This window comes from Corynebacterium sp. HMSC05D08 (assembly GCF_001807215.1).
GTDB classification, from domain to species: Bacteria; Actinomycetota; Actinomycetes; order Mycobacteriales; family Mycobacteriaceae; genus Corynebacterium; species Corynebacterium striatum.
In genome coordinates this window covers 1-21,437 of record NZ_KV788294.1, presented here as the reverse complement: position 1 = coordinate 21,437, position 21,437 = coordinate 1, and the positions used below count along the sequence as shown (strand labels likewise).

20 protein-coding genes are annotated in these 21,437 nt (G+C 58.4%); 11 read left to right on the top strand and 9 right to left on the bottom strand.

Features of this window, described 5'->3' with window-relative positions:
- Positions 1-166 precede the first annotated feature (166 nt).
- Genes HMPREF3148_RS01655 through HMPREF3148_RS13615 form a run of 3 tightly spaced genes read right to left on the bottom strand, consistent with a single transcriptional unit; the run spans position 167 to position 2,223 of the window.
- Complete coding sequence (locus tag HMPREF3148_RS01655; protein ID WP_049064097.1) at positions 167-427, bottom strand: metal-sensitive transcriptional regulator; 261 nt, start codon at positions 425-427, stop codon at positions 167-169.
- A complete protein-coding gene (locus tag HMPREF3148_RS01650; RefSeq protein WP_049064095.1) occupies positions 427-2,043 on the bottom strand; it encodes an FAD-dependent oxidoreductase in 1,617 nt (538 codons plus the stop codon). The genes HMPREF3148_RS01655 and HMPREF3148_RS01650 overlap by 1 nt, the downstream gene beginning before the upstream one ends.
- A gap of 15 nt (positions 2,044-2,058) precedes the next feature.
- Positions 2,059-2,223 (bottom strand): hypothetical protein, encoded by a 165-nt coding sequence (locus tag HMPREF3148_RS13615; protein ID WP_005528078.1) that lies wholly within the window; start codon positions 2,221-2,223, stop codon positions 2,059-2,061.
- Between the two features lie 131 nt (positions 2,224-2,354).
- On the opposite strand from HMPREF3148_RS13615, the gene HMPREF3148_RS01645 reads away from it, so the two are divergent.
- Entirely contained in the window at positions 2,355-3,473 is a 1,119-nt protein-coding gene (locus HMPREF3148_RS01645) for an amidohydrolase (protein WP_049064094.1), read from the top strand.
- Here the strand turns inward: HMPREF3148_RS01645 and HMPREF3148_RS01640 are convergent.
- Together HMPREF3148_RS01640 and HMPREF3148_RS01635 are read right to left on the bottom strand one after the other, a co-directional pair.
- Positions 3,470-4,390 carry a ribokinase gene (locus tag HMPREF3148_RS01640; RefSeq protein WP_049166750.1) on the bottom strand — a complete coding sequence of 307 codons (921 nt, stop codon included), beginning with the start codon at positions 4,388-4,390 and terminating at the stop codon, positions 3,470-3,472. The genes HMPREF3148_RS01645 and HMPREF3148_RS01640 overlap by 4 nt on opposite strands.
- A gap of 247 nt (positions 4,391-4,637) precedes the next feature.
- Positions 4,638-6,005, bottom strand: a complete 1,368-nt coding sequence (locus HMPREF3148_RS01635; protein ID WP_070508595.1) for a hypothetical protein — start codon at positions 6,003-6,005, stop codon at positions 4,638-4,640.
- 521 nt (positions 6,006-6,526) lie between these two features.
- Here HMPREF3148_RS01635 and HMPREF3148_RS01630 point away from each other — a divergent pair.
- On the top strand, positions 6,527-7,078 hold the full coding sequence (locus tag HMPREF3148_RS01630) for a 2'-5' RNA ligase family protein (RefSeq protein WP_049064090.1): 552 nt from the start codon (positions 6,527-6,529) through the stop codon (positions 7,076-7,078).
- 42 nt (positions 7,079-7,120) lie between these two features.
- On the opposite strand, the gene HMPREF3148_RS01625 is transcribed toward HMPREF3148_RS01630, so the two are convergent.
- Positions 7,121-9,091, bottom strand: a complete 1,971-nt coding sequence (locus HMPREF3148_RS01625) for a fructose-specific PTS transporter subunit EIIC (RefSeq protein ID WP_049064088.1) — start codon at positions 9,089-9,091, stop codon at positions 7,121-7,123.
- A 131-nt stretch (positions 9,092-9,222) separates the two neighbouring features.
- Between HMPREF3148_RS01625 and HMPREF3148_RS01620 the strand changes: the two genes are divergently transcribed.
- The 4 genes from HMPREF3148_RS01620 (at position 9,223) to HMPREF3148_RS01610 (ending at position 10,668) form a co-directional block, all read left to right on the top strand.
- Entirely contained in the window at positions 9,223-9,471 is a 249-nt protein-coding gene (locus HMPREF3148_RS01620) for a hypothetical protein (protein WP_129720980.1), read from the top strand.
- 10 nt (positions 9,472-9,481) lie between these two features.
- The gene (locus tag HMPREF3148_RS14205; RefSeq protein ID WP_080970051.1) at positions 9,482-9,697 is read left to right on the top strand and encodes an IS1096 element passenger TnpR family protein; all 216 of its coding nucleotides are present in this window, start codon (positions 9,482-9,484) and stop codon (positions 9,695-9,697) included.
- Positions 9,698-9,724: 27 nt separating this feature from the next.
- Positions 9,725-10,135, top strand: coding sequence for a hypothetical protein (locus tag HMPREF3148_RS01615; protein ID WP_236081485.1), 411 nt, complete (start codon positions 9,725-9,727; stop codon positions 10,133-10,135).
- Positions 10,136-10,197: 62 nt separating this feature from the next.
- Positions 10,198-10,668 carry a gluconokinase gene (locus HMPREF3148_RS01610; protein WP_049064189.1) on the top strand — a complete coding sequence of 157 codons (471 nt, stop codon included), beginning with the start codon at positions 10,198-10,200 and terminating at the stop codon, positions 10,666-10,668.
- 50 nt (positions 10,669-10,718) lie between these two features.
- On the opposite strand, the gene HMPREF3148_RS01605 is transcribed toward HMPREF3148_RS01610, so the two are convergent.
- Positions 10,719-12,113, bottom strand: coding sequence for a GntP family permease (locus HMPREF3148_RS01605; protein ID WP_049064188.1), 1,395 nt, complete (start codon positions 12,111-12,113; stop codon positions 10,719-10,721).
- 252 nt (positions 12,114-12,365) lie between these two features.
- On the opposite strand from HMPREF3148_RS01605, the gene HMPREF3148_RS13940 reads away from it, so the two are divergent.
- The gene (locus HMPREF3148_RS13940; protein WP_005528085.1) at positions 12,366-12,695 is read left to right on the top strand and encodes a transposase; all 330 of its coding nucleotides are present in this window, start codon (positions 12,366-12,368) and stop codon (positions 12,693-12,695) included.
- Positions 12,696-12,941: 246 nt separating this feature from the next.
- Here HMPREF3148_RS13940 and HMPREF3148_RS01595 read toward each other — a convergent pair whose 3' ends face one another.
- Both HMPREF3148_RS01595 and HMPREF3148_RS01590 read right to left on the bottom strand, forming a co-directional pair.
- Positions 12,942-13,154, bottom strand: coding sequence for a hypothetical protein (locus tag HMPREF3148_RS01595; RefSeq protein ID WP_005528086.1), 213 nt, complete (start codon positions 13,152-13,154; stop codon positions 12,942-12,944).
- A 39-nt stretch (positions 13,155-13,193) separates the two neighbouring features.
- Positions 13,194-14,183, bottom strand: a complete 990-nt coding sequence (locus HMPREF3148_RS01590) for a class C sortase (RefSeq protein WP_070508594.1) — start codon at positions 14,181-14,183, stop codon at positions 13,194-13,196.
- A 518-nt stretch (positions 14,184-14,701) separates the two neighbouring features.
- On the opposite strand from HMPREF3148_RS01590, the gene HMPREF3148_RS01585 reads away from it, so the two are divergent.
- The 4 genes from HMPREF3148_RS01585 to HMPREF3148_RS01570 all read left to right on the top strand — a co-directional run bounded on the left by HMPREF3148_RS01585 (position 14,702) and on the right by HMPREF3148_RS01570 (position 21,330).
- Positions 14,702-16,342: a SpaH/EbpB family LPXTG-anchored major pilin gene (locus tag HMPREF3148_RS01585; RefSeq protein WP_070508593.1), complete on the top strand. Its 1,641-nt coding sequence runs from the start codon at positions 14,702-14,704 to the stop codon at positions 16,340-16,342.
- A gap of 98 nt (positions 16,343-16,440) precedes the next feature.
- On the top strand, positions 16,441-17,379 hold the full coding sequence (locus tag HMPREF3148_RS01580; RefSeq protein WP_070508592.1) for a class C sortase: 939 nt from the start codon (positions 16,441-16,443) through the stop codon (positions 17,377-17,379).
- Complete coding sequence (locus tag HMPREF3148_RS01575; protein ID WP_049064079.1) at positions 17,372-18,202, top strand: isopeptide-forming domain-containing protein; 831 nt, start codon at positions 17,372-17,374, stop codon at positions 18,200-18,202. The genes HMPREF3148_RS01580 and HMPREF3148_RS01575 overlap by 8 nt, the downstream gene beginning before the upstream one ends.
- Positions 18,203-18,207: 5 nt before the next feature.
- On the top strand, positions 18,208-21,330 hold the full coding sequence (locus HMPREF3148_RS01570) for a SpaA isopeptide-forming pilin-related protein (RefSeq protein WP_070508591.1): 3,123 nt from the start codon (positions 18,208-18,210) through the stop codon (positions 21,328-21,330).
- Positions 21,331-21,437: the final 107 nt, after the last annotated feature.

Here is a 21,437-nt window from a genome sequence, read left to right as displayed (position 1 = left end):
TGTTCAACAATCTATAGGCGGATAGTGTATCGTGCGTCACGTCACTTTGTGAAGTGGGACGCCATTTTTGAAGAAGAGCGGGGGTAGTCACGCTGCGTCGATGGGCGTGACTACCCTCGCTCCTAGGTGGCGAAGTATTCCATTGAGCCCCTTTAAGTTCGCCAAATTAAGACAGAGAAAGGAAGAGTTTTTCCATCTTTTCCGCATCGAGGCCTTCTGGGCCCTCTTCGCGATAGCACTGCTTAAGCCCGGTGGCGATGATGGAATAGCCCGCGCGATCGATCGCTTTTGCAGCGGCGGCAAGCTGAGTTACTGCTGGTTCGCATTCTTCGCCGGATTCGAGCATGCGGATGACGGCATCGATTTGTCCCCGTGCACGCTTGAGGCGCGTGATGGAGGGCTTTACCTCTGCAGGATCTAAGTTCATTATGCGGCCTTTCCATGCTGCCAAGTCAGATACCCGCCATCTAGATTAGCAACGTCATAACCCAGGTTTGTGAGGATGCGCGCCGCATTATGGCCGCGCAAACCCACCTGGCAGTGCACGATGACATCCTTATGACCTGCGATTTCGGCGTGGCGTGCGCGCAGCTCATCGAGCGGAATGTTGATGGCTCCGGGGATGGCGCCTGCAGCAAACTCGGAGGCTGAACGGACGTCTACCAGGAGTGTCCCGGCCTCGAGGTGCTCGGAGAGCTCGTGCCATTGGACGGTGCGCTCGCCCTGCACAATGTTGTCATCGATAAAGCCCGCGAAGTTGATAGGGTCCTTCGCTGAGCCGAACTGGGGTGCGTAGGCCAACTCAAGATCTGCGAGGTCGCGTGCCTTAAGCCCCGCCCGCATCGCGGTGGCGATGACGTCGATGCGCTTGTCCACTCCGTCCTTACCAACGATCTGCGCGCCGAGGATGGCGTCGGTTTCGGCGTCCACGACGAGCTTCATATGCAGCTGTGTCGCGCCGGGGTAGTAGCCCGCGTGGTTGGCCGGATGCAGGTGAATTACGCGGACCTTCTTGCCAGCGGCTCGTGCGCGCCGTTCATTCCATCCGGTGGAGGCTGCGGCAAGTCCAAAGAGCCCAACGATAGCCGTTCCGAGTACTGGCAGTGAGGCGGTCTCCCGGCCAGTGATGATGTCTGCAACGAGGCGGCCGTGGCGGTTGGCCGTTTGGGCCAGTGGTACGAGGGTATCTTCGCCGGTGTGCAGATCCTTCTTGGTCGCGGCGTCGCCAAGTGCGAAAATGTGCGGGTCGCTGGTGCGCTGCTGCGCATCGACCACAATTCCGCCGCGCTCCGAAATCTCAAGCCCTGTTTCGCGTGCTAGATCGCTGGCTGGCCGCACGCCGATTGCGGTGATGACGATATCTGCGGGCAGCTCGGTACCATCGGCGAGCGCTACGCCGGAGTCGCTGATTTCAGTGGCCTGCGCATTGGTGCGAATCTCAACTCCGTTGGCGCGCAGGTGCTCGGTCACGATGGCGGCCATTTCAGAATCCAGTGGGCCCATGATTTGCGGGGCAGCCTCCACGACGGCGACAGAAAGGTCGCGGTGGCGGAGGTTTTCGGCCATCTCCAGGCCGATGAATCCGCCGCCGATGATTACTGCCCGCGTGCGGCCTTTAAGTGCGGCGGCGATGCGGTCTACGTCTTCGACGGTGCGCAGGCTATATGCCTTTTCGATGCCTGTGATCGGTGGCAGGAACGGGGTTGCACCGGGAGAAAGGACTAGATCGTCGTAGGGGATGGTCTCGCCGGATTCGGTGGTGACGGTACGAGCAGCGCGATCGACGTGGGTGGCGCGCGTGTTGACGCGAACGTCGATGTTGAAGCGTTCTTTCAGGGCCTCCGGTGTTTGGAGGAGAAGGTCCTGGCGCTCTTCGATGACTCCGCCGATGTGATAGGGCAGGCCACAGTTGGCAAAGGATACGTGGCCCGAGGCCTCGAGGACAATGATGTTTCGCTTTTCATCATTGCGGCGCAGGCGGGTTGCGGTGGACATACCACCGGCGACGCCGCCGATGATGACGGTGGTGGGGTTGGCGGTCATGGGTGGGATACTCCTTTAGCTAAAGAGGCGGCGGAACAGGCCTTTGTTGGCGGAGGTGGTCTCGCGTGGGCAGGTGCACCACTGGCCTGCCGGGACGGTGGCTTTTACTTGGTTAATGTGGTTGCCGCAGCCTGCCCAGGTGGTCTTTCCGCAGGACTTGCAGGTAACGGGACGGCACATAGGATTCCCCTTCTTCTAGGCGTATACCCCAGGGGGTATATTAGGATGGTTTTGAATATACCCCTAGGGGTATATAGCGTCAAGAGTGCGTTCTCCGCAAGCGGTGACTAGGTAGGCATTAGGTGGGATCTATGACGCAACTGTTTGAATCTTTGGAAACATATCTGGAAAGGACGAAGGCGCAGCGTGAGGAGCTTTATAGGTGGTTCCACCAGCACCCGGAGCTCTCGCTGCAGGAAGCCGAAACCAAGGCGCGGATTATCAAAGAGCTGGAGCCAGTGAAGGAAGACTCCGGCGTTGAGTACGCCTCGACTGCCACTCAGGTCTCCGACAAGACTGGCCAGGAGGTGCCGGTGGGGCACATGTGCGGCCACGACATGCACACCACGTGGCTATTGACCACCATCTCTTTTCTGGCGGAAAACCGGAACGCATGGTCCGGCACTTTCGAGGCAGTCTTCCAGCCTACCGAGGAGATCGCTGAAGGCGGCAAGGACATGGTCGCTGCGGGAATCACGGGCAAGGTTCCCGTCCCCGATGTCATGCTGGGCCAGCACGTCATGGGTGCATTGTCAATGGGCCATGTCGCGACCAACGAGGGCATTAGCTTCACCCAGGCTTCCACTGTGAAGGTAACTGTGCGCGGCGTCGGCTCGCATGGCTCCATGCCGGAGAAGAGCGTCGACCCAATCGTGCTTACCTCCTCAATCATCATGCAGCTGCAGACAATTATCTCCCGTGAGCTACCGGCCAGCGAGCGCGCGGTGGTCTCCGTGGGCACGATTCACGGCGGCACGAAGGCCAACGTGATTCCGGACAAAGTCGTGTTCGAGCTCAATACCCGCTGCTACTCGCAGGAAGTCGAAGACCACATTCATGCCTCGATCGAACGCATCGTGAGCAATCAGGCCGCCGCGGCGGGCGCGCCGGAGCCTTCCTTCGAATACTCCGAACGCTTCCCGGTGCTGGACAATGACCGCGATGTAACTGCCAAGGTCACCGAGTCTATGCAGACCTTGTTGGGGGAGGAGCGCACGGAGACCTTCGCGCCTTTATCGGCCTCGGAGGATTTCCCGGATATCCCGAATGCCTTTGGCACACCGTATTGCTTCTGGGTCGTCGGCGGCTTCCCAGACCCGGAGAATGCACCGGGCAATCACTCTCCGCAGTTCGTCCCTGAGCTGCACCCCACCCTGGAAGCAGGTGCGGAGGCCACGGTTGCTGCGCTTTGCCCTTGGCTGGCGGTTTAAGGAAGCTGCGCTTTTAGATCCGGGTAGGAAGGCTGGGCGCCGCGGCCCAGCGCGGCGAAGGCGCCCACGCGGGCGGCGTGATGGGCGGCGTCGCTAAGCGTGGCCCCTTGTAGGAGCTTCGCCACGAGCGCGCCTGTGAACGCGTCGCCGGCGCCCGTGGTGTCCACCGCTTTGATCTGCGGGGTGGGAATCGGCGTGGTGCCCTCGGCATCCGCCACGATGGCCCCGCGCGCTCCAAGCGTTAACACCACCGCGGCAAAGCCTTCGGCGCGCAGGCATTCTACGAGTTCCTCTGGTTCATCGCTCGGCGTCTGCGCACCCAGTTGCCTGAGCGCCAACCCCGCCTCGTGTTCGTTAACCACGAGTGGGTCTGCCTGCAGGAGCGCCTGCTTATCGACGTCCACCACCGGCGCCAGGTTCACCACCACCCGGGCGCCTACCGCGCGTGCGAGTTCGACCGCCTTCTGGAATCCTGCGGCGGGAATCTCGCCCTGTAGTAGCACCAGGTCTGCCTTGTGTATTGCTTGCGCGTGCTGTTGAACGAACTCAGCGTCCACCCGCGCATTCGCGCCGGGAACCACAACGATGGTGTTCTCGCCGTCGGCTGCGACCTCGATTACCGCAAGGCCCGTGGTGGTGGACTTGAGGTGTTCGACGTGGCTGAGATCGACGCCCGATGCTTCTAGCAGTTCCATGGCTGGGCCGGCGTAAGCGTCATCGCCGACTGCGCCCACGAATGAGACGCTGACGCCTTGGCGTGCCGCAGCTACCGCTTGGTTTGCGCCCTTGCCGCCGGCGAGCACCTCGCCACCGCTGCCGATGAGTGTCTCGCCCGGGGTGGGGTGGCGCTCCACGCTAATCATCAAGTCGGCGTTGATGGAGCCGACGACCACGCAGTGCGGCTGTTTTGTAGTCATGATGTTTCCTTTGCGTTTGTGCCTTGTGTGCTCCACTCTAAGAGCCCGCGTCCGGGCTTGGGGCGGCGCAAGGGCGCAATTTGCCAAATATTGGGGTGATTTCGGGAAGTTTTGGCGCCTTGTTTGGCAAATTGTGCTGGCATGACGCTGACGGACGTGCGCAAAACTGGGAAAGCCGCTCCCTTTTCTTCCGGCTCCTGAGAAGGGAGCTGAAGAAAAAAGGAGCGGCTACGGATGCTTGCAGGGCTTAGAAGGTGCCCTTAGCCTGCTTGCCGAAGTCGTTGACGGTTGCCTTGCGGGAGTCAACGTTCTGGTCGTTAGTCTGGGAGTTGTCGCCTTCCAGACGGCCAATCTGGGTTACCTTGATGTAGTTGTGGATGCGGCCTTCCTTGGTGTTGCCATCGCCGAAGTCGAGGTTTGCAACGCGGACCTTCTCGCCAGCGTTGATTGGGTTAGCCAGGGTGACCTCGAAGGTGCGGGTGGAGGTCTCCTCGTTGAAGCCCAGGTCGCGGATGTGAGCGCCGTTGGAAGAACGTGGGGTGATGAGGCGGTCAACGCCCTTCGGGCCCTTGTCGGTCTTCACGTCAACGCGGAACTGAACTGCAGGGAAGGTGCCGTAGTAACGGTCAGAACCAACGTTTTCCAGCTGCAGAGCAACGGTGCCTGCGAAACCGGAGTGCTTAGCGCCGGAGGTGGTGAAGAAAGGCTTCAGGTCGAGCTTCTGCTTCTCGTCAGAGTTCTCGTCCTTATTAACCTCTTCGAGCTTTGCCTTGTCAGCTTCCTCTTCCTTCTTAGCCTCAGCCTCGGAAATAGGTGCCTCGGTTACTGGAGCCTCGTTGTCCTTGACAACCTCAGCGTCATCCTTCGGATCCTTGTCCTCCTGCTTAACCTCTTCGGTGTTCTGTGCGTCCTTGTTTGGAGCGAAGGAGTCAGCGAGGTCGTCGTACAGCTTGACGCGAACCTCGTTCTTGACTGGCTGCAGTGCGGACCAAGCGGTCGGGGTGGACCAGGTGCCGTTGGTCTTGCAGTACTGCTGGGTACCGGTCAAGCTCAGAACGCGGAAGCCGTAAGTTGCTTCGCCGGTGTGGTTTGGCGGAACGTCGTAAGGTCCGATGGACTGGCCAGCCTCCCAGGACAGGGAGTAGGACGCGGAAGCGCCGAGCTTGGTAGTGATGTCGTGGGAGATGCCTGCGGAGCCCTTGGAGTTCTTGCCGGAGACGTCGCCGCCCAGGTTCATGGAGGTGGTGCTGGTGCGGTCGCCGTTGACCTCCAGCTGGATGGACTGAGACTTGGACAGGTTTTGCTGCAGTGGAATGCTCTTTTTAGTCTGGTTGGTGGTGGAGATGGTGCCAGCTGGCATGAAGGTGTCAGTTGCCTTGTAGACAACGGTGCGGTGGTCTTCCCATGGGTTGCAGACCGGGCGTGGGTTAAGGACGTTAGCCTTCTTGTGGTCGGACCCGTGGGTGGTGTGGATGATTGGCAGCTTGGCGTTGATGGCCGGAGTCTCTGGGTAGGACTCGGTGATGGTTTCAGCGTTAGCTGCTGGCATCATGAGCGTGCTGCCGGCGATGGCAAGACCGGCGAACAGGCCGGCGGAGCGACGACGGAAAGACATGTTCAGTTCTCCTCGAACGACTGGAGGTGGACGTATTTTTTCTAGTTACGCACGGCGAATATGTTGGCGGTGCGTGACGAAGACTTACGCTAGCGACTGTTTTCCAGTGGCGCACGATAGAGATGTATTGACAATTAAAGATAGAAATTCACATAAGTGTCATGAACAATGCAAACGGTTTCGGTGGAAAATTAACACTGACTGGGAATTTTCCGAATTAGGACTATATCGTGCGAAAAGTGTTCTTGTCCGAACGGTCACAAACTAAAGTATAATTACTTTCGGGGGTAATCCTTATGGGGAAATGGCTAATCGGCAGTCCTCGAAAGGCGAAAAACCCGTTTTATTGGCTCAGCCCCGCGCTTCACCTTGGGGTAGCCTGTGCACATTACTGCCTGGGATGTATTGTCACGTGGCTTGTAGCGCCCAGTGGTGGGGACAACTCCATGCGGGTTTGGGCTCGGCTAACAGCATTTGGAAACCAAGCAACCTTAAAAGTTCAAATGCCATAACCTGAAATCATGAGCGTCAAATCCCCAGAAAATCTCTTGCTTTATCTTCCTGAAGAGCAAGAACGGGCCATCGCCGAGCTATTCGACGACCTCGTTCGGCGCGGCCTGCCACGCCAGAATCAGCGCCCACACATCACTATTACTTTCGCCCAATCCATGGCCCCCGAGGCGGTGGAGCTGGCCGCTGAACTGCTTCCGCCGCTATTGCCAGCCACTTTTCAACGGGTGGGAACCGTAGTATTCGGAACGCGCTCGAAGCAATCAATCGCCTGGCTTCTGGAAACAACCGATGAGTTCGAAGCGGCCGCCCGGGAGATAAGCGCGGCCAATCCTGAATCACGAGGGGCTCGCTGGACCCCGCATCTAACGATGGGGCTTCGCATCCCGCGCGGGGAGGTCGGCCGCTATATCGACGTCCTCGATGCTGCTACGAACGAGGCCACCCGCACCGCTGCACGCAGCGGCGGGCACTTGCTGAAGGAATTTACTGCAGCCCAAGCTGCGTACTGGCGGTCGGCGACTGAGGAATTGCGGGTGCTATGGGGAGATCGAGTAGCGTGACGAGCACCCGCTAAGCGGGGGATTTAGCGTTTAGTTCAAGAACTATTGCGCCGGGGTGGGAACAGCGACTGCATCGCCCACCAGGTCGATGACCTCTTCGCGAGTGCCCGCAGCACGCAGTTGTGCGCGGAAATCTTCCTTCATCAGGCGGCGGGCCAGCTTCGACAGAATCTTGAGGTGCTGATTGCCGGAGCCTTCCGGAACAGCGATCAGGAATACTAGGTCGGTTGCCTCCTCGCCCTCGGCCCACTGAATGCCGGGCTTGGGAAGACGGGCGAAAGCCAAGGTTGGGCGCGTGACCCCTGCAGTGTGGGCGTGCGGGATGGCAACGCCATTGCCGACGCCGGTGGAGTGTTGCTCTTCGCGGGCTAGTGCGGCGTCGACAAGCACTTCGGCGTCGGAAGCGCGACCGGTGGCTGCGATGGAAGCGACGAGCTCGCGAATGATGTCCTCGCGGTTGGTACCACGCGTGGTCTCAAGCGCGACCGTATCGGGAAGAAGCAGGGCATCGCTATCGCTGGCGCCTTCAGTAGGAGTTGCTTCCGACGCCGCGGCACCCTTCTTGGCGGTGATACCGACGAGCAGGAGGATAAGCGCGGCGTCGACAAGAATGCCGGCCGCCAGGCCGATGATGAATCCGCCAACGTTGTCGACGGCGCCCAGCAGCGCCACGATCGGGCCGCCGTGCATGACGTGATCCTCGACGCTGAGCTGTCCCGCGATGGCGCCCGCGACGGCACCGCCGATGACGTTAGCCGGAATGACCTGCAGCGGACGAGCAGCGGCGAGCGGAATCGCGCCCTCGGTAATTCCGAACATACCCATGAAAAGGGCGGCGATACCGGAATCGCGCTCGGCCTTGTTGAACCAGCTGCGGCGAACCAAGGTGGCGACGCCGACGGCTAGCGGTGGCACGGCAATCGCCGTTGCCGCCATGCCCATCGGTGCCGCGTTGCCAGCCGCGATGAGGCCGCCGCCGAAGAGGAAGGCGGTCTTGTTGAAAGGCCCGCCCATGTCGAAGGCAATCATCGCGCCGATGACAGCGCCGAGTATGAGCACGGAGGAACCCTGCATGCCGGCGAGGTAATCCGTCATGGCCTCGAAGGCAGCGGCGACTGGATGACCGATGATGTAGATGAACGCCAGGCCCACGATGAGCGTGGTGAGAATCGGAATGACAATAATCGGCCAAATCGGCGCGACGTACTTGCCCACTGGAATCTTCTTGATGGCCAGGGCAACATAGCCGGACAAGATACCTGTGATGATGCCGCCAATGAATCCGGCACCCGCATCCGATCCGTAGAGCGAACCCGTCGTGGCGATAAGGCCGGTGATAAGTCCCGGTGCAAGGCCCGGCCTATCCGCAATGCCCACGGCGATGTAGCCGGACAAAATCGGCACCATCAAAGAAAACGCCAGGGCACCTAGCTGATTAATGGTGAACCAGAAGCTGCCTTCCGGAATGGCGATGCCCTCCGGGGTTGGCGTGCCGCCGATGGACAGCGCGACCGCGATGAGCAAACCGCCCGTGACTACGAAGGGAATCATGTGGCTCACGCCATTCATCAGGGATTTATACAGCGTCTGGCCAAAGCCGCGCAGACCCGAATCGGCAGTACCTTCTGTGCGGCCTCCCGCCGGGGTGGCGCTCTCGGCGGAGTCACGCCGGGCCTCAGCTGTAGTTAGCGCCGTTGCCTCCAGTGCACGGCCCAGTAGCTCCTCCGGGCGGCTAATGGCTTCGTCGACGCCGGTAGCTACGAGCCGCTTGCCGACGAAGCGGTCCTTAGCTACCACCGTATCCGCCGCGATGACAACGGCGTCTGCCGCATCGATGTCTGCCTGCGAAAACTTCCCTTCGACTCCGATGGAGCCGTGGGTTTCCACCTTAAGCTCGTAGCCCAGCTTCTGCGCCGCGGCCTCAAGGTTTTCCGCCGCCATGTAGGTATGTGCGATTCCCGTTGGGCAGGCCGTGATGGCAAGCAGCCTCGGCCTTGATTGCGATGTACTCATAAATGTGATCTAACAGGACGGGGAATCGGGAATCTAGCGGCGGTGGTATTTGGCCTGAGAACTGAAGCGAGGGAAGAGGGAACTGAATAGCGATAGTGTTTCGGATGTACGTGCTAATTGGGAAAGGGAAAATGAAGATGATCAAAAAGGGCGACAAATTGGACTTGTCAGGCGTATTCGACGATGTAGGCATTACGCTAAAACGCACTGATGATAAAGATGTCGGCGAATATCAGTACTCAATTCCACTATCTTTCAGTGACGATCCAGCATCTATTGCTGGTGCTGTGGATGTGTCATCTTCCGGCGAAATCTTAGGAGTCGAGCTCGTGATGATTCAACAGGCTATAGCTAATCCGAAGCCTTCAAATCATGAGTAGCTAGTAACTTTTGGCCACACTGGAAGTCGGACAATTCCGAGTCACTCGCGAAATTGCTGTTGATGCAGGCATGACGTTGTCGGGCTTGAACGAGGTTTTGCAGGTGGCTTTTGCTTGGGAGGACTGCCATCGGGATCAGTTCACGCATCGAAATTGTGCTTTAAGGGATAGTTGGGTCCACCGCGTTGAAGCGCTGTTAATAACGTGTGGAAAAGCCACTTCGTGAGACTGATTAGCGTGGTAGGTTGCGTTTATGAATAAGCTCTCTCGTGTTTGTGCTCGTGCTTTGACAGTTGGGCTTTTGTCCCTTGGCGTGGTTAGTGGTGGTGGCGTGGGTGCGACTGCGCCAGAGGCTGCCGCGTTGACGCCGGAGGAGCAGCATCAGTTCCTAGTTGATCCGGTTGGGGCAGTCTTGTGGCAGGGAATCAAGGGTTCCTCTGATGCGCTGAACAGCAATCGCGGTGCGGCGATGGCAGCGTCGTTCTATTCGATGAATTCGCCGGCACCCGGTATCGGCTTGCCTGCCTTTGATCGTTGCGTGCAAGGCGTGGGTTCCTCCACCACGGTTCCCGGAGTCCGTTACGTGGTCGCCGGATTGTGCGCGATGTTGGACCCGGCCGCGCGATCGGAGATTGAACGTATCAGCGTCACCCCGCAGTATTAGGATTGAAGGCTGTGAACTCTACTAAGGTGAACACGGAACTTGCGCATAAACACGTCATCGTGATGGGAGTGTCCAGCTGCGGGAAATCTACGGTGGGGCAGCTGCTGGGAGACCAGGTTGGTCTCGTCTTTAGGGACGGCGATGACATGCATCCGGCCGCCAACATCGAAAAGATGTCCGCGGGGCACGCGCTTAACGACGCCGACCGCTGGCCTTGGCTCGAAGCAATCGGGCAGTGGATGCAGGCGCAAACCGAAGGCGCCATCGTGGGATGCTCAGCTCTGAAACGTTCGTACCGGGATCTGATTCGCACCCATGCGCCTGACACGGTTTTCGTTCACCTGCACGGCAGCTACGAGCGTTTGCTGGAGCGCATGCAAAACCGTGCAGGCCACTTTATGCCGGTATCGCTTTTGCAATCGCAGTTCGAAACGCTTGAGCAGTTAGGCGAGGACGAGCCGGGGATCGTGCTCGACGTAGCACAAAGCCCCGCAGAACTGGCTGCCGAAGCAGCGAGGTATCTGCGGGGCTAGATGCCCTAAACCGTTGTGGTCTGGCTTTCTTGGACTGAGACTATCTGAGGCTAAAACGCTGCAGTAATCCCAAAAATGATAAGCACGAAGACGAAGCCGACGAAGGAAACGAGTGCCTGGTTAAGGGTCCACGTGCGCAGCGTGGTTGCCACGTCCATGCCCATGAGCCGGCCGACCAACCAGAAGCCCGAGTCATTGACGTGGCTGCCAAAGACCGACCCCGCGGCAGTGGCAAGCACGATAAGAGCAAGCTGCACTGCAGAGTAGTCTGCTGCTTCTACAGCTGGGACCATGAGCGCTGCTGCAGTAGTAAGAGCCACGGTGGCAGAGCCCTGTGCAAGACGTAGCGCGACCGCAATGAGATAGCAGGCAAGAATGACAGGAATTCCGAGGCCTGCCATCGAATCAGCCAGAGCATCGCCGATTCCAGAAGTACGTAGCACGCCGCCGAACATGCCGCCGGCACCGGTAATCAGCACCACCGAGCAAATCGGGCCCAGGGAAGACTCCATGGTCTTTTCAATCGCAGTCTTATCCATTCCGCGCTTGAATCCGAGCGCAATCATCGCGGCAAGCGCCGTGATGAGCAGCGCGATGGGGGTCTGACCTAGGAAGATGAAGAACTTCACCCAGGTGGCATCGCTCGAAATGTGACCAGCGGAGGAAAGGGCTGACAAGCCGGTGTTGCCAAAGATAAGGAGCATTGGGATAAGAAGAATTCCGATGACCGTCGCCGGTGAAGCTGGCTTTTCCGGAAGCTTTTCATCCGCCACGCGTTCGCCGGTCAAAATATCGCCGACAACGAAGGGGTACTTCTTGCTCAAGTGCAGGCCCAGGCGGTAGCCGGAGAGATACCACGTAGGAAGCGCTACCAGCAGGCCGAAGACCAAAATGAGGCCGATGTCAGCGCCATAAAATTCGCTGGCCGCGACAGGACCCGGGTGGGGCGGAAGGTAGATGTGCATTACTGAGAACGCGCCGGCCGCGGGAATACCGTAGGCGAGAACCGGGCCGTTAAGGCGCCGCGCCACTGCGAAGATCACCGGCAGCATCACGATCAAGCCAGCGTCGAAGAAGATGGGGAAACCCATAATCAGCGAGGCAACACCCAGCGCAAACGGTGCTTTGTCTTCGCCGAAGAGTTTCACCAGGGCGTCGGCAAGCGATTTAGCGCCACCAGAGGTTTCAACCAAGCGCCCGATCATGGCGCCTAAACCAACCAACAGTGCAACGGAACCAAGCGTGGAGCCGAAGCCCTTGGTTAGCGTCGGGACGACGCCCTCAAGAGGGATACCGGCAACCAGCGCAGTCAGGGTAGAAACTATGGTCAACACGATGAATGCGTGAACCTTGAAGTGGATCACCATGACCAAGATCAAGGCAACCGCTGCAGCTGCTATCCCCAGGAGAGGGCCGGTTGTAAGCACCGGCTCCCAGGTTTCCATGACGTCCATGGAACTAATCCTTTCTCAAGTTACGGCCTTGCTGTTAAGCCGTAGTTGTGAGCCAGATTATCATCGGAAATAAGTGTGGATATAACCACTCGAATGTGACTTTCGTACCTAGCGGCCTAAATCGGAACCTAAGTGCCAACGCTACCTCGAAGTAGAACCATGACGACGATTCCATTTATTTTGGACACCGCTATGAAGTGCCCCAGGTTTTGTTCCGCTTGAGTAGATGGGAAGTCTTGGAACATGCCGAAGAGTTTTGACCAGGATGCCAAGGACCGTGTGCTCCGTCTCGTGGAGGACCGCATCTTTGTGGAACACATGTCGATGCACCCCGCGTGCCAGGCAGTGGCTTTAAAAGCTGGGGGTTATGGCGCACGGGCGGTCAATGGGCTTAAGCTTGCCCGTCGTGCGGGAAACATCCCAGAACCTGTGCCTGAAGATTTGGCCGCTGAGAACGCGAGGCTACGTCGTAACAATCACCAGCTACGCGACACTAACGAGCCACTGAAAGCTGCCGCAGCTTCTTCTTGTTGGAACCAGGCTCACAACCGGGATGGTTGGCGACTCCTATGACAATGTGTTGGCCGAAAACGTTAATGGCTCTCTAAAAGAACGAGCTAATCCATACTTGCAGGTGGGGTGACGGTGTCGAGGTAGAAATCGCGACATTTGAGTGGGTGTCCTGGTCGAACGAGACTAGCTCTTCACCAAAACTGGGGATACCAAACCTCGGTCGAGGTGAACACCGAATTGTGGAAGCAGAATCCGCCATTGGCAGCAGAACCCGCCACAGGAAATAGTAGAAATCAAGGCGAATGACTAGGAACCAACCTCGGGGCCCTTTAGGGAGTGAGGGAAGCTGAACCGGGCGTGCGCCGGGAAGACGAAGAAACCCTGGGAATCCTGCACCGGGCGGGGCGCGGCGAAGACTGGCGCGGTGGCCAGGGTTGCGGCGGTGGCCACCGCCAGGGCGACTGCACCGGTGGTGGTGAGGCGGCGGGTAGCAGGAGCCTGAGAGGAGGATGAACTCATGAGCTCATGCTGCTAATCAACCCACCAGGCAAAAGCCCGTTAACTCTCCGCGGTGTCCCCAGTGCCGGAGGTTGCGGGCCCCTCCTTGTCTTCCTGCTTGCGGAAGTTCTTCCACCACCACCGGACCAGCAGCAGCACGATGATCGCCGCGGCAGCGAGGATGGCCCACATCCACCACTGCCAGGTGGTGCCCTGCCCGACGAAGACGGACTCTTCCTGCGGGTCCATCGGCACGCGCTCGGCGGTGATGATCAGCCGGTGGGTGTTGATGCCATAGGGGGTGCAGGTGATGAGCGTGACCAGGTCCTTATTCGGCGTGCGGCGCAGCAGGCTGGTTTTATCCGGGGTGACGATCTCGATGTCCCGGACCTCGTACTTTAGCTTCTCGCCCGCCGCGGCGACGTAGACCGGGTCGCCCTTCTTGATCTGGTTGAGGTTGTCCCACAGGGTGGCGTTCTGTATGCCGGTGTGGGCAGAAAGCGCGGAGAGTCGGCCCTCTGGTGGGGCGGGCGGGATAGTGCCATCCTCGCCGAGTTCGCCGGGTGCGCCAACAGGCAGGTCTGTGCCGTATAAGTGGCCGACCCCGCGGGCCAGCACGCGGTCGGAGGTGCCGTGAAAGATTGGCAGATCGGACTTGATGGAGGGCAGCACAATGCGGCCCATGGCCTCGGTCTCATTCAGGACGGAGAGGTAATTCAGGTAGCGCTGATACGCCGGGGAGCTCTCGTCGTCGGCGCTGGTCCACGCATCGCCGGGGTCAATATCCCCGAGGTCGGCGTTGTATTGCTGCGCCTCCTCCCAGGCCTTATTGAGGACCTCTGGGGGCACGCCCTTTTCCAGTTGCGAGTAGGCCTCGGCGGCGCGGGACTGCTGGTAATTATTCCACTGGGTGGCGAGCACCGGGTATAGCAGTACACCCAAGCCGGCGAGGATGAGGACGACGGCAATGATCGCGTTGGAGTTCAGTTTCTTGTCTTTGCGGGGCGGGTTCGCGTCCGTCGTGTTCGGCGTTGGGGATTTGTCTGTCATGGGCCTTAATTTCTACTGAGGTGTTGGGGCTCGCTCCGGTGGAACGTGGAGAGTTGGAGTCTATTCTTCGCTACGAGATTGCCAAAGTCTTAAATTTTGCTGTGAGACGCTTATCGCTTGTTACCCCCCCCTATGGGGGGGGTTGTCGGTGCGATTGGGGCGAAATGCTGTTCAACAATCCAGGTTGAGGGCGATTTTGAGTCGTGCTAGCTAGGTTTGTTTTTTGGGGAAAGTAATGCATGTCTTAATTCTTTTAGCTGTTGAGGGGGTCGAAGCTGTAGGTTGATTAAGCGCGATTCACTAGGTGGGCACTGCAATGCTAAACCCTGGGAATTGTTGACATCACGATAAAAGTGATTTGTCAACAAAGGGGGTTCGGGTGCATGTGACCGCCAGCGAATTTTAAAGTGTCGTGGCCGAAAGGGCGGCGAGCTTGAAAGTAGCTAACCGGAGTGAGTCGCTGAACATCGGGGGTGCTACGCGCTCCAGTCACTACTTATGTAAAGGAATTCACTCCAGTGAAGAAGAACTCTCTGACCATTCGTTCGGTCACTGTCGCCGCCGTTGCTGGCCTCTCCCTGGGTATCGCTGCCCCGGGCGCGCTCGCTCAGGACGCAAACAATGACCAGGCCGTCAACCAGCCTGCAGGCGACTCCCCACTGGTGAATAAGAACGCCACGGGCTCGCTCACCATTCACAAGTTCGGTAACCCGACCAGCTTAGGCACCCCGTCGGGCACTATTAAAGATGCCGAGGAGGTTGAGAGCAAAGGTGGTCATAAGCTCGCGGGCGTGGGCTTCACCGTTTACAAGATCAACAAGACTGCAGATGGCGCTACCGACATCGATGTCACCACTAACGAGGGCCTGCTGGCTGCTTCGAAGCTGAAGGCTAGCGATTTTGCTACTGGCACCCAGGCGACCGAGGATCTGATTAAGAACGGCGTCCTGAAACAAGTCGCAACCGGCACGACCGGCGAAGACGGCAAGTGGGTAGTTCCCGAGAAACTTGCCCTCGGTGCTTACCTGGTTGTTGAGACCAAGCCGGCGGAAGGTTATGACCCGGCTGTTCCGTTCATCGCTTTCATTCCGATGACCGCGAATAACGGTGGGGAGAACCAGGGCACTCACTGGAACTACGACGTCCACGCGTTCCCGAAGAACTACAAGGACGAAGAGCCGACCAAGACCGTGGAGGACAAGGACCAGAACGCTGGCGACGAAAAATTGGTTTACACCGTCACGGGTACCGCTCGTCAGCTGGAGCCGGGAAAGGAGCGTAACCAGTTCCAGATCACTGACAAGATTGACGAGAAGCTGACGGTCACTGACGTTGAGGTCAAGATTATCAAGAAAAATCGCGAAGAGCAGACTCTGACTAAGGACGACGACAATGACGGCAAGTTCTTCGATGGCAATAGCGTCGATGTTAACCTGAAAAAGGAAACTGCTAAGTCACTTGATGCTGGTGACAAGGTCGTCGTTACCATCACCACCAAGCTCAAGGAAGAGTTCAAGAACGCTACCGATATCGCACCGAACACCGGTTTGGTCTACCAGAACCACCCGGATGGTACGGAGAACCAGACCCCGAAAGAGACCCCGAAGGTCAAGACCTACTGGGGTGGCCTGCAGTTCAAGAAGGTTGATAGCGACCGCAAGGGCTTGGAAGGCGCCGAGTTCCAGATTGTCCGCCAGGAAAAAGAAGAGAAGTGCTCCAATATTAATACCCAAAATAAGGGCGCCTGGAAAGTAGTAAAAGGTCAGCAGAACTTTAAGACTACGGACACCTTCGTCTCTGACCGGGACGGTAATGTCAAGATCACTGGTCTGCACGTCAATGACTTCGAAAACAACGAAGTAGTCAGCGAAAGCAAACGGTCCCACTACTGCCTGATTGAGACCAAGGCTCCGAAGGGCAAGGAGCTGCTGCCGGAGGCGATAGAGTTCAAGCTGGTTGCTAAGTCGACCATCCCGGAGCGTGAGTACGAGTTGGCTTACGTCAATGTCGGTTCTCACTTCGGTGAGGTCGTTAACAATGACGACACCACCCCGAACCTGCCGATGACCGGTGGTGCCGGTGTCGGCATCCTGGCCGCAATCGGTGCCGCCATCGTGGCAGCCGGTGCATGGTTCGCACGCCGCGGTGCTAAGAACTAATAGCCCGCTGAATCGGTAAAACCTTCGCCCAGCGGACAACCCTGCGGGCGGAGGTTTCACCCACATCAAGCCACACAGAACCAGCCCAGGAGTACCCCGTGGATCAAACCCTCAGCACAGACGTGGAACCGAAGAAGGAACCCCGCCGTGCCAACAACACCAAGACCAGTCCCATGCTGGCCGCGGCACTCGTGATCCTCGGGGTGCTCGTGATGCTGTACCCGGTGACGTCCACCCTGTGGAATAATCACCAAGTCACGAAGGCCGCGCAGGAATACGCGAAACTCGAAAAGAGTGCCCCACAAGAGGTGAAGGACACCCAGTGGGAGCGTGCACACGAGTACAACGAGAACCGAACAACCGGCCCCATCCTCGACCCCTGGCTCGCCCGCCTCGACGAGAACAACCCGGAATACCAGGAATACCTGGACCAGCTCAGCGCGAACGACGCGATGGCGCGCCTCATCTTCCCGAAGATCAAGGCAGACCTGCCGATCTTCCACGGGACAGATGACGACACTTTGCAAAAGGGCTTGGGGCACCTTTTCGGCTCCGACTTGCCAGTCGGCGGCAAGGGCACGCACTCGGTGATCACCGGTCACACGGGCCTGGCGAACTCCACCATGTTCGACCACCTCAATAAGGCGGAGAAAGGTGATGCCTTCTACGTCCAGGTCTCCGGCAAGAAGCTGAAGTACGTGGTCGACCAGATCAAGGTTGTGCTCCCCACCGAAACCGAGGATCTCCGCCCGGAGCAGGGCAAGGACTACATCACCCTGATCACCTGCACACCCTACGGGATCAACACGCACCGCCTGCTGGTGCGCGGCCACCAAGTCCCGCTGGACCCAGAGGATCACGAGGTTTTCGACAAGAACCACGGTACCGGGTGGCAGTGGTGGATGTACGCGCTCCTCGCGGCAGCAGCTGTTGTGCTGCTCTTGCTGCTGCGGTGGCTGCTGAAGAACAAGCGGGATGACGAATCCCAAGAAACGACAGAGACGATGAATGACGAAAGAGCTGGAGCAGATGACTAGCCACGCACGCGCGGTACGGACCAGTCGCAGCCTTGTGGCGGCCATCGCCCTCAGCGCTGGCCTGCTCGGCGGCGCAAATGGTGCCGTCGGGGTTGCCGACGCAGCCCAGGTAGCCGGGCTGAGTGATCAGTCCGGGGTATCCCGCGACTACGGAACCGACACGCTGAGCATCACGCTTTCCCCGGGCAATGGGGACCCGGTCAACCCTGCCACGGGCAAGGTCGCGGGCGTGACCATCAAACTGGAGCGGCTGCAGGGCATCGACCCGGAGAACGCCGCGGATAAGGCGAAGGTCCGCAACACCAGCGCAGACGAGATCGCTGACTGGCCGACCGACCGCACGATCACAGCCGTGACCAACGAGGCCGGCCAGGTCCGATTCCAGGGGCTCGAGAAGGGCATCTACCTGGTCACCTCCCAGGCACCGGCTGGTGCCGCGGCGGGAGAGTACCGGGAGATCAGCCCCTTCCTGGTGGCGGTTCCTTTCCATACTGTTGCTGATAACCCCCGGCCGGTGGAAGGTGTGATCGTGGCGAAGACGAACAACACGGTTCCGCCGAACACCCCACCGACCGAACCACCGACGACGCCGCGGACGACGCCGCCGACGACGCCGTCCACCCCGCCCCCAGGGGACACCCCGCCGGGCGAAACCCCGCCGCCACGGGAGACCCCCGGGTCGGGTAATGAGAAAGAACGCGAACAGGGCGCCCTGGCGATGACTGGTGTGCAGATCATCGGTCTCGTCCTCGCCGCGGTGGCGCTGATGGGCGCCGGGCTGTTGATGCTGTTGATCACGAAGAAGCGAAAGCAAGAAGGGTAGCGACAATGAAAACAAGATTCATGGGAGTAGCGGCCGCGCTGATTGCCGCGCTTGCGCTGGTTTTCGGCGTCGCCGTCCCAGGCGCGCTGCCCAGCCTTCCGGCCCCGACCGCGCAGGCGCAGACGCAGGCGACGACCATTCCGGTGAGCCCGGCGAAACGGGATTTTTCGAACCTCAATGCCAGGCCCGATCCGACATTTGAGTTCACCGTTGGGGCGGACGCCACGGTCACGAGTCTTGAATTTTCCGTTTCCGGAAAAAATTTCGTGCAGACGTACACGCTAACGATTAACGGAACGTCGATTGAGCCAAAGTTCACGCCAAGCGGTAACCCACGTACAAACTTTACGATTACCCATAACGATCTGAATATTGCGGTGAATAAAGGGGACGTTGTTCGCCTGACTCCCGATTTCACAGCGCCAAAGGTAACGGGTTCGGTGTCCGTCGCACTGAAGGGCACAACATCAACAACCACCGGCCCTGACCCGGAACCGGAGCCACAGCCTGACCCAACGGAGCCACAGCCATCCCCGGAACCGGAGCCGGGTACGTCCGTGACTCCTGCAGAGCCAACTGCAGTTGATCCAGCCACCGCGCCCTCTTGTGTAGAGAAGGGCTTTATCAACATCCCAGACACGAAGGGTGTCGACTACTTCATTGGTGGCGAGCGAAAGTCCGCTGGGCAGCACTTCTACGAGGGGCAAAAGGCGACCGTTAAGGTCACGGCGAAGCCGCAGAACGGATACCAGATCGCTGCCGGTGCGAGGACCGAGTGGTCTTTCGACTTCAGCGGGCAGGTGAAAAACTGTTCAGATTCTTCTGAAGACCCTAAGCCGCCGGCTGTCGAAGGGCGTCACTTTGATGCCATCGGTCACGACTTTGCAGTTGAAAGTGACCCAGTAGATCCGAAGAATCCCAATGCCTTTACGGCTAAGGTGACCGAGGAGTCTCGCATGAAGTACGCAACCGTGCGTATCGAGACTGACGCGACCCCCTTGGAAGCGCAGCAGTACAACCTCGAGCTGGATAAGATTGAGTCAGGCGTGACCTTGCAGAAGCGCAATGTCAATATTGGCAACGGCTTCATCACTATGGAAGTCGTGCCGGTAAAAGATGGCAAGCCGGTTGACTCTGCCGTTGTGCCGAAGGATGCGGTATTCACCTTCACTAATAATTTCTCACAGAACAAGAATCTGAAAGTCACCCTCGATGTGTATGGAGAGAAAAAAGGTGAGCCAAAGCCACCGATTATCTCTCCGCCGGATGGAGCTGATTGGGTGCATGGGAGGGTCCCTAACCCGCCGATGCCACAGCGTTGTGGTCTGCGCATTGCTGTAGTGGCCGACCTTTCAACTTCGCTGAATTACGCTGATTCAAACGGTTTTACCGAGTCGAAAAAAGCGGCGAATGCTTTGATTGATTCGCTGGCTGGAACTCCTGCAGAGCTCGGCATCTACAATTTTGCTGGTAGCGCGCCGTGGAACCCACGCGGGTCTACGCATAACGAGAATCCGCCTTATATCTCGTTGCAGTCTGATGATGGGGTTAGTCGAGCAAAGGGCTTTGTGTCTAACTGGGACGGCAACGGTTCTACTAACTGGGAAGCCGGTCTTAAGCAAGTCGCTGCGGGAAACTATGACGTGGTGTACTTCATCACTGACGGTATGCCGACCTATTCATCTAGGTCCACTGAATTAGGGCTTGGGGGCGAGTTCGTCCAAGAGTCCGCTCTGAACCAGGCAATCGATGCAGCTAATGAGCTGAAGGCCGCAGGAACGCGTGTTGTTCCGATTATGGTCGATCTGACCGTAGGCGGAAAGTCTGCTCAGCGCACAACTGTTACTCAGGATCTCGTATTGAAAAATGTGCGTTGGCGGAAGCGTGGCACAACCCCTACGGAGCCCGGACTTTATTTTGAGTTCGATAAATACGTGGATGCGGCAAGCTACGTGGGCGACGACACTACCGTGAACTTCGAGATTGCGTATAAAAATCGTGGTTTCAAGGTTTGGGAGCGAAACTCGGCAGGCCGGTTTATCAATATTACGCGTGATCAATCCAAGTGGACCTACGGTCCGCGAGGCGTCAAGACCATGGGTGAGGATCTTTCTGGTACCGGCGACACTATCCGAGTTAACCAGTACTCGCAGCTAGCCGCGCAGTTGAAGCAGATTGGTGAAGAGCTTGCTTCTCGTTGTAACGGCGTAGTGAAGGTCAAGAAGAGGATTGTCGATGAAAACGGCAAGGTTCTCGAAGACGGTGCCCCAGGTTGGGAATTCACCCTATCCGCAAATGACAATGTCATCGGCTCTGGTAACGGTCTGCTGGTTCACCAGTCGATGAAGGTGACCTCCGGATCTGAATCCGATAAGGGTACTGCATCGTGGAACATTGAAAGCGAGAAGGAGCAGTCGCTGGTTCTGGCTGAAACGCAGAAGCAGGGCTACACCCTGTTCCGACGCGGTGACACCTTGGATTCCACCGGTGACTTCAACGCTGTGTGTACTCAAACCCGAGACGGGAAGACTTCACCTCTCAAGGTGGAAAATGTGGGCGAGTTTGGTTTCCGCGTAGAGATGTCGGAATCCAATAAGGTTCTGTCTCACATTTCCTGCGTCGTCGATAACTACAAAGCGCCGGCCCCCAAGCCAGGCAAGCTGACCTTGGAAAAGGCGGAATACGTCGATGGCGAGGGAGTCAAGGTTCTACCGGGACTCGGTGGTGCGACCTTCGAAATCTATCCTTCGGTTGGTGGTCAGCCGGACTACAGTGGAGGACCGGTCTACACCATCACGCCTGAGATGAAAACAATTGAAATTACTAAGACTGGCACTTTCTACCTCGTAGAAACGAAGGCACCGGCAGGTCTCAACCTGCTGCCCGAGCCGGTAGCTTTTGAAATTTCAATCGACCAGAAGACCAAGGAGTACACAATCTCCGTGGTAGGCGGCAGTAGCCCGTTTATCAAGGCCAAAGGGTCCGGCGAACTCATGATCCTGCAAGTGACCGACACCAAGACCGGCAAGCTGCCGAAGACCGGTGGGTACGGCGTGGGCCTTGTGGGGCTCATTGGTGCTGTGCTCGCAGGTGCGGGCCTACTGCTCAGCCGCCGCAAGACCGCCTAAGCGGTAAAACCAGGCAGGGGAGTGGCTCGTGCATCGCGCCACTCGACCTAGGTAGTAGGCATCTAAAGAAGGGGCGGGCTCAGCAAACAACGCTGAGCCCGCCCCTT

Excerpts from the sequence above, each read along its gene's own strand:
- HMPREF3148_RS01655 (WP_049064097.1), bottom strand. The coding sequence starts at position 427 with ATGAACTTAGATCCTGCAGAGGTAAAGCCCTCCATCACGCGCCTCAAG.
- HMPREF3148_RS01650 (WP_049064095.1), bottom strand. The coding sequence starts at position 2,043 with ATGACCGCCAACCCCACCACCGTCATCATCGGCGGCGTCGCCGGTGGT.
- HMPREF3148_RS13615 (WP_005528078.1), bottom strand. The coding sequence starts at position 2,223 with ATGTGCCGTCCCGTTACCTGCAAGTCCTGCGGAAAGACCACCTGGGCA.
- HMPREF3148_RS01645 (WP_049064094.1), top strand. The coding sequence starts at position 2,355 with ATGACGCAACTGTTTGAATCTTTGGAAACATATCTGGAAAGGACGAAG.
- HMPREF3148_RS01640 (WP_049166750.1), bottom strand. The coding sequence starts at position 4,390 with ATGACTACAAAACAGCCGCACTGCGTGGTCGTCGGCTCCATCAACGCC.
- HMPREF3148_RS01635 (WP_070508595.1), bottom strand. The coding sequence starts at position 6,005 with ATGTCTTTCCGTCGTCGCTCCGCCGGCCTGTTCGCCGGTCTTGCCATC.
- HMPREF3148_RS01630 (WP_049064090.1), top strand. The coding sequence starts at position 6,527 with ATGAGCGTCAAATCCCCAGAAAATCTCTTGCTTTATCTTCCTGAAGAG.
- HMPREF3148_RS01625 (WP_049064088.1), bottom strand. The coding sequence starts at position 9,091 with ATGAGTACATCGCAATCAAGGCCGAGGCTGCTTGCCATCACGGCCTGC.
- HMPREF3148_RS01620 (WP_129720980.1), top strand. The coding sequence starts at position 9,223 with ATGAAGATGATCAAAAAGGGCGACAAATTGGACTTGTCAGGCGTATTC.
- HMPREF3148_RS01615 (WP_236081485.1), top strand. The coding sequence starts at position 9,725 with ATGAATAAGCTCTCTCGTGTTTGTGCTCGTGCTTTGACAGTTGGGCTT.
- HMPREF3148_RS01610 (WP_049064189.1), top strand. The coding sequence starts at position 10,198 with ATGGGAGTGTCCAGCTGCGGGAAATCTACGGTGGGGCAGCTGCTGGGA.
- HMPREF3148_RS01605 (WP_049064188.1), bottom strand. The coding sequence starts at position 12,113 with ATGGAAACCTGGGAGCCGGTGCTTACAACCGGCCCTCTCCTGGGGATA.
- HMPREF3148_RS13940 (WP_005528085.1), top strand. The coding sequence starts at position 12,366 with ATGCCGAAGAGTTTTGACCAGGATGCCAAGGACCGTGTGCTCCGTCTC.
- HMPREF3148_RS01595 (WP_005528086.1), bottom strand. The coding sequence starts at position 13,154 with ATGAGTTCATCCTCCTCTCAGGCTCCTGCTACCCGCCGCCTCACCACC.
- HMPREF3148_RS01590 (WP_070508594.1), bottom strand. The coding sequence starts at position 14,183 with ATGACAGACAAATCCCCAACGCCGAACACGACGGACGCGAACCCGCCC.
- HMPREF3148_RS01575 (WP_049064079.1), top strand. The coding sequence starts at position 17,372 with ATGACTAGCCACGCACGCGCGGTACGGACCAGTCGCAGCCTTGTGGCG.
- HMPREF3148_RS01570 (WP_070508591.1), top strand. The coding sequence starts at position 18,208 with ATGAAAACAAGATTCATGGGAGTAGCGGCCGCGCTGATTGCCGCGCTT.